This window comes from Bacillus sp. FSL K6-2869 (assembly GCF_040869405.1).
Classification (GTDB): domain Bacteria; phylum Bacillota; class Bacilli; order Bacillales; family Bacillaceae; genus Bacillus; species Bacillus altitudinis.
In genome coordinates this window covers 697,503-713,248 of record NZ_CP152035.1, presented here as the reverse complement: position 1 = coordinate 713,248, position 15,746 = coordinate 697,503, and the positions used below count along the sequence as shown (strand labels likewise).

The following is a 15,746-nucleotide window of genomic DNA, read 5'->3' as shown; positions in this document are numbered from 1 at the left end:
CTGTTCATAAAAAAAAGAAGGGTTACCCCTCCTCTTGTTGATCATGATTGTTCTTGATTTCTCGCTTCAAATTCATCTAGCATTGCACGCACTTCATCTGTTGATGATGTGTTCATTAATTGGTTTCTTAGGAAGCTCGCTCCTCTGAACCCTTTCACATAAATCTTAAAGAAACGATGAAGTGCCTTAAATGGACGCAAACCTAATGAAGAATATTGATCATGAAGATCAAGATGTAATCTTAAAAGACCTAACAGTTCGTCACTCGTATGCTCTTTCGGCTCTTTTTCAAAGGCAAATGGGTTATGGAAAATTCCGCGCCCAATCATCACTCCGTCTATTCCATATTGCTCAGCGAGCTTTAAGCCCGTTTGACGATCAGGAATATCACCATTGATCGTCAAAAGCGTATCAGGTGCTACTTCATCACGCAGTTTTTTTATCTCAGGAATAAGCTCCCAGTGCGCATCTACCTGGCTCATTTCCTTTCTAGTACGAAGATGAATCGATAAATTCACAATGTCTTGCTCCAAAATGTGTCTGAGCCAACCACGCCATTCATCGACCTCTGTAAACCCTAGTCTTGTTTTCACACTAACAGGTAATCCCCCTGCTTTTGCCGCTTGAATCAGCTCTGCCGCAACGTCTGGACGAAGAATCAATCCACTACCCTTCCCATTTTGCGTGACATTTGGGACAGGACAGCCCATATTAATATCAAGTCCCTGAAATCCTAATTCCGCCATTCCAATACTCATTTGTCTAAAGTTCTCAGGCTTATCTCCCCAAATATGAGCAACAATCGGCTGCTCATCCTCTGTAAACGTTAAACGGCCTTTCACACTTTGAATGCCATCAGGGTGGCAGTAGCTCTCACTGTTCGTAAACTCTGTAAAAAACACATCCGGTCTCGCCGCCTCACTCACAACATGACGAAACACAACATCTGTCACTTCTTCCATTGGTGCTAATATAAAAAATGGCCGTGGTAAATCACGCCAGAAATTTTTACTCATCTTTCATCCAATTCCTCTCATGACATAGCGCCTTATGGGCATGTCCTTCTGTAAATTCTTTCAGCAATTTTTATCATTATATACTTTAATATGAACTAGGCAAAATTGCAAAAAAGGACATTTCATAACTAAATGCGGGAAGCAAAAATAAAAATATCCCGATATCGATGTTTTTCACGAAATCGGGAAATCTAAATACATTATTGACTTTTTACTCATTCCGAATGTAAATTCTATCAGTTTGGGATTTTTGGTATAAAGAGGTTATAATCGTTTTTGGGATATAATAGTCCCTCAATTTTCGATATGGTTTTTTTACCCATATCGAAATTTTTCACCACTCTTCTTTTGATGAATCCAATTTCTTGTGGTGTATTATTTTCTAATATCAATATAAAAATTCCTTGAAGTTTAAAAAACTCTGTGCCGAATGCTTTTGTAGAAAAAACACGAATTTTATTTTGTTGCTTTTCTCTGTAACTAACTATCTCTTTTTTGCATAGCTTAAAAAGTCGATTGAAATGGGTTTCAAAAATAACTTGTAGGACTGAATTTCTAAGACCATCAAAGAATTCTACAGAGTACATGATATCTTTGTCTTTTCCTTTCATCGCTAATTTTTGAATAAGTGCTCTGTTATTTTTTGAAAAAGGGTAATTCTCTTTTGATTGCATGAATTCTTGAACATTTCTCTGTTGATTTTCTATAATAGCTTTGTGCTGATGAAGATAAGGTATCATTTTGGTACTGTGCAACCGGTAAAAAACATTCATCCAAGCTCTATATAAATCAAAAGAATTAAAATTTCCAGAAATACTCTTCGAAGGTAGTCTTGAAAACATTTGAAGAAATGAATTTTCCAAATCTCTTCCGAGTTGAGTGCTCTCCTCAATTAATAAAAACACCTCTTTACAATCATGTAATTCAGTAAAACTTTCTTGAAAATAACTCTCTTGTGTTGAACATAAAGATTCAATTTTTTTATAGGCAAGTCCAAAACTATAATAGTGTTGAAATGAACAAGTCTTAATCGCATCTTGATACAGTGACCATGCTTCCGGTGATAATTTACTCTTTATGTCGTTATATCTTAGTAAGAGAGTCTGTCCAAAAGCGGATTTAGATAATTTGTTTCCAAAATGATAAGAGTCTAATAACGTGTTTATATCATTCACCTTCTTCCAAACTTCTTAACCTATAAACAATAAACTCTCCTAAAAGTATATTTGCAACCAAAACATCCCCTGGATTTATCTCCAATTTATCCTTTTTTCCATGTACCAAATCATTACGATATTCTCTGACCTTCCAAAAATTACTGAAATCTTTATCAGTTATTGGAATAGATAGTTGACTGATCAAGGTTTGAACTTTAATTTTTAAAGGAGGCTCTTTAAGCATACCTAAACTCTTTTCTTTTATTTTTTTTGAATATTCTTCTGTAAAAGTATCACTTTGTTCTTTTAATAATTGCTTTAACAATTTTTTGAATTCCCTAATAATTTCATCAGGCAAAAAAGGATCGGTTTCAATTTTATCAACCAAAAACTCCATAGATATGTTTGTATAAATAACCTTATCTTCCAAATCTTCTGCTTTCCAACTTCTATTTAACCACTTTAAGGCATTAAATAACTGCTTATCTAATATTGATAGCTCCTCGGTTTGTTTTTTGTACAATATTTCTTCATACCAATCCAATTCGTTAAAAACCTTTACAAATTTAGAATCGACGTCTAAAGAATTATTTTCCCAGGTGTCTTTAGAATCCCCCAAAATGTTTTCTATCCCTATTAAACTCTCCGCATAATAGAGTGAAGAGCATTTAGGATTTTGATATAATCTTAATCTATTCCATTCATTTATCTCATTACCTAAGTTGTATAAATTAAACACTCTTTCATTTTTGGATAGCAAAATTATCATATCAATTGCATCTTGAATTTTCTGTCTACCCAATAAAAAGGCATCATATGCATTATCTGATTCGACTATTGTTTGGGCAAAAGTATCAAACTTATCGAGTGCATTATGATTGTATTTCTCTTCAAATCCCTTATACATATCTAAAGCTTGATTCTTAGTTAAGAATGTTACATCTCCCAAACCAAATTCAAGAGTATTTAATAATAGGTTTTCTATTGGCAGCAACACAAGATAAGGACCAGATTTTACTCCAAAACCCTCTATTTTAATATCTTCCTTTAATATTCCTGAACTCCTCAATATCGCTTGTAATGGCGAATGCGGGTCTGAACCTTGAAAAGAAAGAACATCCATCTTCTTCTTGCTTAATTCATGTATAAATGAGCTTAGAAAAATTGTTATTCCATTTGTATTTTTTTTCAATTCATATATTGTTCCTGTATACTCTATAGAAATATCATTTATCCAATACCTGATAACCCAATCAGCAGAAAGATGTATTTTTTTCAACTCCTGAATAACATTTTGGTTACTTTCAAAATCAAATTTCCCAAAAATCAAACCTAGACTACTTGATATAAGTAAAGCTTTATGTGGACTAAATAATTTACCTTTACTTAATACCTCACAGCTTCCACTTATTATATTTCGCTGTGTTGATGTCAGAATAGATAAATTTTTATAAGTATAAATACCTTTTTTTATTTTATTTTTTTCAATATATTCTATAATTTCATCAACTGGCTCAATAACTATTTTCAGAGTATTATATTCACTACTTAAGAAAATGCTAAGATTTTTAAGAACGCTACCTAAATTTCTAATCTCTACAGGAATAATAGAATCTCTGATGAAATCAAAACCACATATCATATATTTTTCTTTGTTTTTCTGCTTAAGCACCAAATAATTCAAAAGAATACTTCCTTTAGAAAATAGCATTGATAAAATCAACTCATTATTTTCAAATCCGTTGTATGGGAAGCTATACTTATTTAAAAAGAGTGTTTTGTCAAGTGGGTTTATCATTTACTACCTTCTCCTTTTATATCAACTAACGTCAAAACTTCTCCCTCTTCAACTCTCGAGATCACTAAATTTATTCGTATCATCTATTATATACTTTCTCATAACTAAGTGAATCTATATCAGAATGTTCAATAAATTTCTGCCACTTTTGGAATTCTAAAATTATGTCCAGTTTTCCATTTAGTACTTTCACAAAAAGGCGATTGAGTAATTTTTATCAATAACTGGGAAAGTAATATTATTCATTCGTGAGAAGAAAAACTTATTGAAAGAATTGAAATAAAAAAGTTAGTCCGAGAATCCATTACTGTTTTTCTCGGACTTTTATATACTCTTCTATTTTTTTACAAGCAACGCACAGCACTCCACATGACTCGTATGCGGAAACATATCCACAGGCTGCACTTCCTCCGTCACATACCCACCATCTTCAAGAATACGCAAATCACGAGCAAGCGTCCCAGGATTACAGGAAACATACACAACACGGTTCGGTTTCATCTTTAAAATCGTATCAAGCAGTGCTTCATCACAGCCTTTTCTTGGTGGATCGACCACTAGCGTATCTGCTTTGATGCCTTCTTTGTACCAGTTTGGGATAACGGTTTCTGCTTCGCCGACTGCGAATTCAACGTTGTTGATTCCGTTTAAGGCAGCATTGCGTTTTGCATCTTCAATCGCTTCTGGCACAATTTCTACGCCATAGACTCTGCCTGCTTTTTGTGCGAGAAATAAGGAAATTGTACCGATTCCGCAATACGCATCGATCACGGTTTCTTCTCCTTGCAGCTCTGCATATTCAAGCGCTTTGTCGTAAAGCACCTTTGTTTGGGCTGGGTTCACTTGATAAAATGAGCGGGCTGAAATAGCAAATTTGATGTCGCCAATCGTGTCATAAATGTATTCTTCTCCCCATAAAACGGTCGTTTCGTCTCCAAAAATGACATTTGTCTTCTTTGAATTCACGTTTTGCACAATTGACCGAACGTGTGGGAAGCGTGCTATAATCTGCTCAATCACTTGCTGCTTTTGCGGAAAATCAGCCGTTCTTGTGACAAACACAACCATCATTTCACCTGTTGCCATGCCGTAGCGAACCATGACATGACGCAGCCAGCCTTTATGCCGCTCTTCGTTATATGCTTTGATGCCAAACGCATTGCAGATGTCTTTTACTGCCTGTACCACTTCGTCATTTTCTGATTGCTGGATCAAGCATTTTTCCATATCAATGATTTCATGGGTACGCTGCTGATAAAATCCAGCAACAAGTCCGCCTTCCCGTTCGCCAACTGGTACTTGTGCTTTGTTTCTGTAGTTCCAAGGGTCTTCCATGCCGAGTACAGGATGAACTTTTACACGGCTCATATCAAGCTTGCCGATCCGCTCCAATACGTCCTTTACTTGTTTCTGTTTAAAAAGCAGCTGGCCTTCATAGCTCATGTGCTGAATTTGACAGCCTCCGCACTGCTTATAGATAGGACATGGTGCATCTTGCCTGTGCTGACTTTCCTTTGTCAGCTCCATGAGTCGTCCAAAAGCAAATCCTTTTTTGACACGTGTGACTTTGATTTTTCCTTGTTCCTCAGGGAGGGCATTCGGTACAAAGACAGGGAACCCTTCGATTTTCGCTACCCCTGCACCTTCGTGCGTTAAATCTTCGAAGGTTACATTGTAGTATTCATTCTTTTCAACAGGCGGTTTCATTTTCACCAATTTTATCACCTCATTTGCAAAGAAAAACTTGGTCGCCATAAGGAACCAAGTTTAGTCTTCACCCTATTTTTTCAGCTGTTGCTTTTGGCACAATAAATTCAATATGGCGATACAGATTTTCAAATTCACCTGGCAGCATGCCGCCGTATTCACCATCTAAATTTAATTGCATTTTATCTTTTACATCTACCTTTACGCGATTCGCTTTTGCGTAGATGACATTGTTATCATGAATATGCTCGCCTCGAAGTGCAAGACTGACCACTCGAATGGCTTCTGCTAGATTGACCTTCTTTAGAATGATCAGGTCAAACATCCCATCATCTAGAATGGAATCTGGTGCGAGCTTTTCAAAGCCGCCTACTGAGTTTGTTAGTGAAACAAGAAACAGCATGATTTCTCCATGAAACAATTTGCCGTCATATTCAATTTCGACTTCTGTCGGGCGAATGGAAGGAAGCATCTCCATGCCTTTCAAATAATACGCAAGTTGTCCTAGCATGGTTTTCAGCTTACTAGGCACTTCATAGGTCAGCTCTGTTAATCGGCCGCCTCCCGCAATATTAATGAAATACTGTCCATTCACTTTACCAATATCAAGCGGCTTTGCTACACCATCAATGATGGCATCTGTCGCTTTTAAAATATCTTCTCTTGGAATACCAAGTGCTCTTGCGAAGTCATTGGTCGTTCCAACTGGAATGATTCCTAATTTTGGTCTTTTTTCAAGCGGTGCTAATCCATTGACGACTTCATTAATCGTGCCGTCTCCACCAGCTGCTACAATTAAATCAAAATCTCTCTGTGCGGCTTTTTCGGCTGCTTGTGTTGCATCTCCTGCACATGTCGTCGCATGACAAGATGTTTCATAACCAGCCTGTTCAAATTTTTGCAAAACCTGCGGTAAATTCTTCTTAAAGAGTTCACGTCCAGATGTCGGATTGTATATAATTCGAGCACGTTTCATTCATCATCATCCTATTATCATTATGCAATCTATTTTCACCACTAACAACCTTTAATTATACTATGAGATTTGAAAATGGCAACAGAACAACCCCCTAATATTTGAAATCTCACGGTACGTTTCCCTCAGCAGATCAGCATTCTGATAAGATAAAAGAAAACGATGAAAAGGATGGTATGCCATGAAAAAGCCTGTCTATTTCAACCATGACGGCGGTGTTGATGATCTTGTGTCCTTATTTCTACTTCTTCAAATGGAACACCTGAAAGTGATCGGGATGTCTGTGATTCCTGCTGATTGTTATTTAGAGCCTGCGCTGAGCGCCTCTCAGAAAATTATTGATCGTTTTAGCCCATATGAGATTGAAGTAGCCGCTTCCAATTCTAGAGGTGTGAATCCATTTCCAAAGGAATGGCGCATGCATGCTTTTTATGTAGATGCCCTGCCGATTTTAAATGAAAAAGGCGCTATTGATACAAAAGTATCTAAGCTTCCTGCACATCTTCACCTGATTGAAACGGTGAAAAAGTCAACCGAACCTGTTACGCTGCTCTTTACAGGACCGCTTACAGACCTTGCACGCGCGTTAGAGGAAGATCCTTCCACCTCAAATAAAATTGAGAAACTGGTGTGGATGGGCGGCACATTCCTTGAAAAAGGCAATGTCGAAGAACCAGAGCATGATGGAACAGCAGAATGGAATGCTTTTTGGGACCCTTATGCTGTGAGCACCGTATTTCAAGAGCGTTTTCCAATTGAAATGGTCGCACTGGAAAGCACGAATCAAGTCCCGCTCACACTCGATGTCCGTCAACGATGGGCTTCCCTTCGCTCTCACATCGGGATTGACTTTATTGGACAATGTTATGCCTTTTGTCCGCCTCTCATTCATCACGAAACGAACTCGACTTACTACTTATGGGATGTGCTGACCACGATCACTCTTGCATCCACCTCATTTACCCGTTCAAAAGAAATGAATGCAATTGTTTATACCGAAACACCAAGACAAGGACGTACTGAAGAACATCCAGATGGAAAATCGATTCAAGTCATTGACCACGTTGATCGAGATGGCTTTTTCGAGGCCTTTGAAGAGCTTATGAGAAAAGCGGTTTGTCAGATTTCATCATAAAAAAGACCCGCTTATTAGCGGGGCTCAAATTGTTGACACAGGGCTAAAATGAACTTGATTTTTGCCCTGTGGCTTCTTTTCAGCGTGATAGAAAACCTTTGCAGCCTCTAGGAAGGACGAGTACCGGCGCGGAGCGAATTTGACATTCGTGAGCACCGGCACGCAGGACTGACACCGCATGCGAGGGTTTGTCTACACGCTGAAAGCCCCGCTCATGAGCGGGGCTTCCTCTTACTCTTCTTCAGCGTACTTTTTCTTACGTCTAAACTTGCTTAAGATTTCATACACGATTGGCACGATGACCAATGTGAGAAGTGTAGAACTTGTTAAACCGCCAATAACGGTGACGCCAAGTCCTTTTGATACGATCTGACTTCCGCCTTCAAAACCTAATGCGAGTGGCAACAATGCACCAATTGTCGCAAGTGCCGTCATTAAGATTGGGCGTAATCTTGTTGTACCTGCTTCAAGTAAGGCTTCTCTTGTTGAAAGTCCTTCTTTTTCTTTATGAATCACTCGGTCAATCAAGACAATGGCATTTGTTACAACGATTCCGATCAGCATCAGCAATCCAATCATGGCATTTAAGCTGATGGTTTCTTTCGCTACAAACAATCCAACGAGTGCCCCAATAATCGTAAATGGAAGTGAGAACAGAATCGCAAATGGTGCAAGACCTCCGCCAAATGTAATGACGAGAACGAGGTATACAATAGCAATCGCTGCAAGCATTGCGAGTCCTAGCTGTGTAAAGGATTCCTCAATATCCGCACTTACACCGCCTGTATCAATCGTAACGCCAGATTTTAAATCAAGCTTGTCAACTTTCTTCTGGACATCTTGTGTCACACTTGATACGTCGTCTGTTGTCATGTCACCAGATACTTCAGCGTAAATCTTCCCATCACGCTTTGTCACAGTGTTTGCTGTTGTGCCATCTTTCACTTTCACCACATCGCCAATTCGGACTTGTTGTCCTGTTGGTGTTGTGATCTTTTTATTCTCTAGATCTTTTTTACTCTTGTATTCATCTTTTTCCGTTTGAAGCTTCACATCTAGTTCTTTGCCGTCCTCTGTTACTTTCGTCAACGTTGTTTCATTACTTTGAGGAGCGATCGCCTGTGCGATTTGTGAAGCGGTCAAGCCTAGTTTCGCCAGTTTTTCTTGATCTGCATTAAACGTATATTCGTCATACTTCTCAGATAAGCTTGTGCTGACGTTTTTCAAGTTCTTCTCATCTTTTAAAATGTTCTCGACATCTTTGACTGTGCCTTCAATATCACTTGCTTTGTCACCGTACACATAGTACGTCACTGTATTGCTTGCGCCAGCAGATGAGAAGTCTTGTGATTTCCACTCCCCTTTAGACGTTTTGTCCTGCAGGGCTTTAACCACACGATCTTTTTCTTTATCAAAGTTCGGTGTGTCATCGTCGTATTGTACGAAGAATAATGCACCGTTAGAGTTTCCACCAACACTTGCTGTCAGTGCATTTGAAGAGCCTAATGAATATTGAACCGTATTGACATGATCCCGTTTCATTAAGTAATCTTCTGCCTTTTTCGTTTCAGCAATGGCTTGTTCTCTTGTTTGTCCAGGCTCTGGCGTGTATGTCACCATTGCCGTTTTTTCTGCTTCCTGTGGTAAGAAGCTGACACCGACAAGTGGTGCGAGGAATAAGCTTCCGATCAGCATCAAAATCGCAATTCCTGACGTGATCCATTTATGGTTCAATGTCCAATTGAGTACACGTCTATAACCACCAGCAAGTTTGCTTGGTTTGTGTTCTTTTACCTTTTTCGCTTTGCCGTACAGGTTCTTTTTAAATAGGCTGTGAGCCATCATTGGAACGATTGTAATGGCGACAAGTAGTGAAGCCATTAGAGCAAACACAATGGTTAATGCAAATGGGATGAATAGTTCACCAATCATTCCACCCACTAGCGCTAATGGCAAGAATACCGCAATTGTGACAATCGTCGAAGACATAATCGGAATAAACATTTCTTTTGTTGCTTCTCTAACGAGTGCTTTGCCTTTTAACGGTTCATCTTTTAACGCCATTCGTCGATAGATGTTTTCTATGACGACAATCGAGTCATCGACAACACGTCCAATGGCGACTGTCATGGCACCAAGTGTCATGATATTTAATGTGATATCTAGCTGATTTAATAATAAAACAGCAATCAACAGGGATAACGGAATGGAGATGATCGAAATTAATGTTGATTTGATATCTCGAAGGAACAACATGATGATAATGATCGCAAAGATTGCTCCGATGATCGCCTTGTTCAGCATTGTGCTGACAGATTCTTTAATCGGCTCTGCTTGATCATATGTCGTGCTGACTTTGATTCCTTTATTGTCTTTTTTGAATGTTTCAAGTTCTTTTGTGACTGCTTCTGCTACACTCACTGTGTTGGCATCAGAGCCTTTGACAATTTGCAGACCGATACTGTCTTTTCCGTTCGTTCTAGAAATCGATTCTGCATCTTTTACGACTTTAATATCTGCAATCTCAGAAAGTTTGATCGTCGGCAGCTCTACCGATTGACCGCTTGCTGCATCTGCACCAGTTTGCTGCTGAGCTGCTGCCTGCTGCTGACTTGCACTTCCAGCCTGTTGATCAGCACCTTGAACTCCTGCATTTCCTGAGCCGCTAGAAGGCGCTCCAGCTCCTGCGCTTCCCGCACCGCCGCTTGCACTTGGTGTAACAGGAATTCGCATGTTTTTCAAATCTTTAACACTTAAAATATTGCCATCCACTACGACTGATTTTTGCTTGTTGCCAAATGTGTATAACCCTAAAGGTACATTGACATCAGAGCCTTTAATCATGTTTTGGACAGTTTCTTCATCTAAACCATATTCCTTTAATTTCTTTTGTTTAAAAGAAAATTCTACTTCTTTGATTTGTTGTCCAGAAGCTTCGACAGAAGAGACACCATCTAAGCCTTGAAGAGAAGGAATAAGGTCATTTTCCACTTTTTGTGTCAGGTCTTGTAATGATTCTTTATCACCAGAGACACTAAGAGCTAAGATTGGAATCGCATTGATGCTAAAACGTGCGATTTTTGGTTTTTCTGCATTTTCTGGGAAATTGATATTGCTAATGGCATCTTCAATTTCCTTCTTTGCTTCATCCATATCTTTATTGTAATCGTACTCGATTTGAATCGATGAGGCATTTTCAAAAGAATTAGAAGTGACCACATTCACCCCATTGAGATTTTGTATCGACTTCTCAATTGGATCTGTCACCTTATCTGATACTTCGTCCGGCGTTGCGCCAGGATACGTTGTAGAAACCGTAATGACTGGAGTGTTGATATTTGGGATTGATTCTTGTTTCATATTCAATCCGGCATATAGACCAGCAACTGTTACGATAATCGTCATGAGCCATACAGCGAACTTGTTCTTTAATACAAAATTGATGATCGAATTCATTATGTCCTCCATTTTCCTTTATGTATTGACTGACTGGTCATTCTATATCATAATAAACGGTGATATACAATGCCGTCAACCATTTCACTTGCGTTTGACGTAACATTCTAAAGCTGAAGGGGCCTTATTTCATGAACGAAAAAAAAGAAAAGATCATTAAAGCAAGCATTCAGTTGTTTGCGAAAAAAGGTTTTTCTTCTACGACCATTCAGGAAATTGCAGATGAATGCGGAATTTCTAAAGGTGCATTTTATTTGCATTTCAAATCAAAAGAACAGCTTTTCAACAGAGCGTTTGAATATTATATCGACACGTCTATGCAAAGTATTGAAAAGATTCGAAAAGAAAATCAACATCTTGCGCCTAGAGATATCTTTCAGAAACAAATCGCTGAACAGTTCCAGCACTTTGCTGAGAACAAGGATTTTATCATTTTGATCCTCAGCGAGAACATTATTCCGGAAAACCAGCAAATTAAAAAGTATTCCAAAACGGTTAAAAAACAGATGAATGATGAAATCCAAATTTCTATTTTGACCACGTATGGACAGGAGATCGAACCATATATAACTGACCTGTCAGTCATGATTCAAGGAATTATCCAATCTTATGTGCAGGTACTGCTTTTGCAAGATCAGATGCAATTATCATGTGATGAGCTCTCATCCTTTATTCTCGACCGATTTGATGATTTGGTTCATGGGCTTCTCCGTTCTCATGCGAAGCCGATTCTAAAGCAAAACATTTGGGATGATGAAGCGCCAAATGTCGCTACTCTTCAAGAAGAGCTTCGATTGTTAAAATCTGAGCTTCTGCTTTCGGATGATACCCTTGTATCCATTGAAGTTATTGAAGAAGAATTGGCCAAAGCTGAGCCTCGCAAGCCGGTCATTCAAGGGATGCTGACAAATTTAGAAACGTGTGAGGACTCCGCTGTCCAAAGAGCTGTGGAACAATTGAAGCTATTCCTCCAATGACAATACGTGGCGATGTTCACTTTAGTTCACCTTTATCCCCTTCGAATATGTGCTAAAGCTTATGCTTCATTATAAAAAAAGAACCAATGAATTGATATACGGCGGTGGTCTGAATCTGTGATAAGACCCTGTCATATCCATCAACAAAAAAAACCGCCTCTTCCATGAGGCGGTTTTTGCGATTTATCGTTTTTTGATTTCTTCAAGAAGAATCTTGTTGACCATCGGCGGGTTTGCTTGGCCCTTCGATGCTTTCATGATTTGTCCGACTAAGAAACCAATTGCGCGGTCTTTTCCATTTTTGAAGTCTTCAATGGATTGCGGGTTGTTATCAAGAGCTTCTGTGACAAGTTTGAGCAGTGCACCTTCGTCAGAAATTTGGACAAGTCCTTTTTCTTTGACGATTGTTTCTGCGTCGCCCCCATTTTCAATAAGTTCTTTGAATACCTTTTTGGCAATCTTAGAAGAAATCGTTCCTTTTTCGATAAGCTTGATCATGCCAGCCAGTCCTTGCGGCGTTAGCTTCGTATCTTCCAGCTCTTTTTGAGCCGAGTTCAAGTAGGCAGATACTTCACCCATGAGCCAGTTTGATGCTTGCTTCGCTTCAGCACCTTCTGAAATGGTCGCTTCAAAGAAATCAGACATTTCTTTTGTCAGCGTCAGTACCATTGCGTCATATGCAGGAAGTCCAAGTTCATCAATGTAGCGTTTGCGGCGCTCGTCTGGAAGCTCTGGAATCGATGCTCTTACGCGTTCTTTCCACTCATCATCAATATACAGCTCCACCAAATCTGGTTCTGGGAAGTAGCGGTAATCATCAGAACCTTCTTTGACACGCATGAGGATCGTCTTTTTAGACGCTTCGTCATAGCGGCGAGTTTCTTGTTCGATCAAGCCGCCAGAAAGCAATACTTGCTCTTGGCGTTTTTCTTCGAATTCAAGACCTTTTTGGACGAATGCGAATGAGTTCAAGTTCTTGAGCTCTGTTTTCGTTCCAAATTCTTCACGGCCGATCGGACGAAGAGAAATGTTGGCATCACAGCGCAGTGAGCCTTCTTCCATCTTACAGTCAGAGACGCCTGTATATTGAATAATGGATTTTAATTTTTCTAAGTAAGCATACGCTTCTTCTGGCGTACGAATGTCAGGCTCAGATACGATTTCAACAAGTGGTGTTCCTTGACGGTTGAAATCGACGAGTGAATAACCGTCGCCTGTGTGCGTCAGTTTTCCTGCATCCTCTTCCAAATGAAGACGTGTAATACCAATTCGTTTTGTTTTGCCGTCTACTTCAATTTCAATCCAGCCGTTTTCACCGATCGGTTTATCAAATTGAGAAATTTGATACGCCTTTGGGTTATCAGGATAGAAATAGTTTTTACGGTCAAATTTTGTATCAGTTGCAATCTCACAGTTCAGTGCCATTGCTGCTTTCATCGCAAAGTTCACCGCTTCTTTGTTCAGCACAGGCAGTACGCCAGGATAACCAAGATCGATGACACTTGTTTGCGTATTGGCAGCCGCACCAAAAGGCGTCGGTGAGCTTGAGAAAATTTTTGATTGTGTTTTGAGCTCTACGTGGACTTCAAGTCCAATTACCGTTTCAAAGTTCATTCTGATTCACCCCTTACAGTTCAGGTTTTGCTTTATGATGATCTGTTGCTTGTTCGAAAGCGTGAGCCACGCGGTAAACCGTTCCTTCATCAAAGTGTTTACCGATGATTTGCAGTCCTAGCGGAAGACCATTTGCAAATCCACAAGGCACACTGATTCCTGGAACGCCTGCAAGGTTAACAGGGATCGTTAAAATATCGTTTGCATACATTGTGAGTGGATCGCTTGTCTTTTCACCAATGTTAAATGCCGGAGTTGGTGTTGTTGGTCCTACAATGACATCATACTTTTCGAAAACATCTTCAAAGTCTTTTTTGATCAGCGTACGGACTTTTTGCGCTTTTTTATAGTATGCATCGTAATAGCCTGAGCTTAGAGCGAATGTGCCAAGCATGATGCGGCGTTTCACTTCGTCTCCAAAGCCTTCAGAACGGGTATTTTTATATAAATCAATCAGGTTGTCTGCATTGTCTGTACGGTAGCCATAGCGAATACCGTCAAAACGCGCAAGGTTTGCAGATGCTTCTGAAGATGAAAGCAAGTAGTAAGTCGCAAGCGCATATTTAGAATGCGGAAGAGACACTTCTTCCCATGTCGCACCAAGTCCTTCTAATACTTTCAACGCTTGAAGAACAGACTCTTTTGCTTCTTCGCCAACACCTTCACCAAGATATTCTTTTGGCACAGCGATTTTCAAGCCTTTGATGTCGCCAGTTAATGAAGAAAGAAAATCTGGGACATCGACATTTGCACTCGTTGCGTCCATTTGATCAACACCAGAAATCGCTTGAAGAACATATGCGTTGTCCTCAACATTACGCGTAATCGGCCCAATTTGATCTAATGATGAAGCAAATGCGATTAAACCGTATCTAGATACACGGCCATACGTTGGTTTAAGACCAACAACACCACAGAATGATGCCGGCTGGCGAATAGAACCGCCTGTATCTGATCCAAGGGAGAATGGTACTTCTCCAGCTGCAACAGATGCTGCTGAGCCACCACTTGACCCACCTGGAACTGTATTTAAATTCCACGGGTTCTTCGTTGCTTTGAAGCCTGAGTTCTCCGTAGAAGATCCCATCGCAAATTCGTCCATGTTTAATTTACCGATTGTGACAGCTTCCGCTTCTCTTAAGCGGTTCACAACGGTTGCATCGTAAATAGGATCGAAGTTTTGCAAGATTTTACTTGATGCCGTTGTACGTAAATCTTTCGTCACGATGTTATCTTTGACACCGATCGGCATACCGAACAATAGACCAAGCTCGTCCTTTTCACCAACGGCCTCGTCCAATTCTTTTGCGTACGCACGTGCTTTCTCTTCGTCCAGCGCTAGGAATGCTTGTACTTTCCCGTCTACTTCATGGATTCGTTTATAAGACTCGTCCACTAAATCAGAAACAGACAGTTCCTTTTTATGTAAAAGCTCTTTTAATTCAGAAATTTTGTGGTCAAACAGTGACATGCCTCAGGCCTCCTTTAGTCCAAAATTGATGGCACACGAATATAGCCGTCTTTATGATCAGGCGCGTTTTTGATGACTGCCTCAATGGAAAGACCTTTATTCGGAACATCTTCTCTCATGACGTTTTTCATTTTTAATACGTGTGTTGTTGGTTCAACGTTTTCCGTATCTACCTCGTTTAACTGCTCTGCAAATGAAATGATGCTATCAAGCTGTTCTGTAAACATCTCAGCTTCTTCTTCTGTAATCGCAAGCCGTGCCAAATGCGCAACATGCTTTACTTCTTCTATTGAAATTCTTGACATGCAGGTTCACCTCCAAAAATGATACGTGTTCGTGGTCATGATCATAAGTCATATACACTTTATCATATCAAATTTTACTGTTCTAAAGCAACTTTACGAGGTCGCCCAGAAAGGCTTTGTCCACTAATATGTCA

11 protein-coding genes are annotated in these 15,746 nt (G+C 39.5%); 2 read left to right on the top strand and 9 right to left on the bottom strand.

Annotated elements, in window-relative coordinates:
- Positions 1 to 41: 41 nt before the first annotated feature.
- From MHI58_RS03500 to MHI58_RS03480, 5 genes are all read right to left on the bottom strand, one after another.
- On the bottom strand, positions 42 to 1,016 hold the full coding sequence (locus MHI58_RS03500; protein ID WP_035391414.1) for a tRNA-dihydrouridine synthase: 975 nt from the start codon (positions 1,014 to 1,016) through the stop codon (positions 42 to 44).
- Positions 1,017 to 1,252: 236 nt separating this feature from the next.
- Positions 1,253 to 2,191 (bottom strand): hypothetical protein, encoded by a 939-nt coding sequence (locus tag MHI58_RS03495; RefSeq protein WP_024718619.1) that lies wholly within the window; start codon positions 2,189 to 2,191, stop codon positions 1,253 to 1,255.
- Positions 2,184 to 3,971: a hypothetical protein gene (locus MHI58_RS03490; protein ID WP_249855816.1), complete on the bottom strand. Its 1,788-nt coding sequence runs from the start codon at positions 3,969 to 3,971 to the stop codon at positions 2,184 to 2,186. The genes MHI58_RS03495 and MHI58_RS03490 overlap by 8 nt, the downstream gene beginning before the upstream one ends.
- Before the next feature lie 336 nt (positions 3,972 to 4,307).
- On the bottom strand, positions 4,308 to 5,684 hold the full coding sequence (gene rlmD, locus MHI58_RS03485) for a 23S rRNA (uracil(1939)-C(5))-methyltransferase RlmD (protein WP_249855815.1): 1,377 nt from the start codon (positions 5,682 to 5,684) through the stop codon (positions 4,308 to 4,310).
- A gap of 61 nt (positions 5,685 to 5,745) precedes the next feature.
- A complete protein-coding gene (locus MHI58_RS03480; protein WP_007496845.1) occupies positions 5,746 to 6,654 on the bottom strand; it encodes a diacylglycerol kinase in 909 nt (302 codons plus the stop codon).
- A 181-nt stretch (positions 6,655 to 6,835) separates the two neighbouring features.
- On the opposite strand from MHI58_RS03480, the gene MHI58_RS03475 reads away from it, so the two are divergent.
- Entirely contained in the window at positions 6,836 to 7,789 is a 954-nt protein-coding gene (locus MHI58_RS03475; RefSeq protein WP_368004374.1) for a nucleoside hydrolase, read from the top strand.
- Between the two features lie 231 nt (positions 7,790 to 8,020).
- Here the strand turns inward: MHI58_RS03475 and MHI58_RS03470 are convergent, their stop codons facing one another.
- Positions 8,021 to 11,245 carry an efflux RND transporter permease subunit gene (locus MHI58_RS03470; protein ID WP_368004373.1) on the bottom strand — a complete coding sequence of 1,075 codons (3,225 nt, stop codon included), beginning with the start codon at positions 11,243 to 11,245 and terminating at the stop codon, positions 8,021 to 8,023.
- Between the two features lie 131 nt (positions 11,246 to 11,376).
- On the opposite strand from MHI58_RS03470, the gene MHI58_RS03465 reads away from it, so the two are divergent.
- Positions 11,377 to 12,222 (top strand): TetR/AcrR family transcriptional regulator, encoded by an 846-nt coding sequence (locus MHI58_RS03465; RefSeq protein ID WP_368004372.1) that lies wholly within the window; start codon positions 11,377 to 11,379, stop codon positions 12,220 to 12,222.
- A gap of 183 nt (positions 12,223 to 12,405) precedes the next feature.
- On the opposite strand, the gene gatB is transcribed toward MHI58_RS03465, so the two are convergent.
- The 3 genes from gatB to gatC are packed head-to-tail and all read right to left on the bottom strand — an operon-like array spanning position 12,406 to position 15,612.
- Positions 12,406 to 13,836 (bottom strand): Asp-tRNA(Asn)/Glu-tRNA(Gln) amidotransferase subunit GatB, encoded by a 1,431-nt coding sequence (gatB, locus tag MHI58_RS03460; RefSeq protein WP_007496855.1) that lies wholly within the window; start codon positions 13,834 to 13,836, stop codon positions 12,406 to 12,408.
- Between the two features lie 13 nt (positions 13,837 to 13,849).
- Positions 13,850 to 15,307: an Asp-tRNA(Asn)/Glu-tRNA(Gln) amidotransferase subunit GatA gene (gene gatA / locus MHI58_RS03455; RefSeq protein WP_007496857.1), complete on the bottom strand. Its 1,458-nt coding sequence runs from the start codon at positions 15,305 to 15,307 to the stop codon at positions 13,850 to 13,852.
- A gap of 14 nt (positions 15,308 to 15,321) precedes the next feature.
- On the bottom strand, positions 15,322 to 15,612 hold the full coding sequence (gene gatC / locus MHI58_RS03450) for an Asp-tRNA(Asn)/Glu-tRNA(Gln) amidotransferase subunit GatC (RefSeq protein ID WP_003213898.1): 291 nt from the start codon (positions 15,610 to 15,612) through the stop codon (positions 15,322 to 15,324).
- Positions 15,613 to 15,746 lie beyond the last annotated feature (134 nt).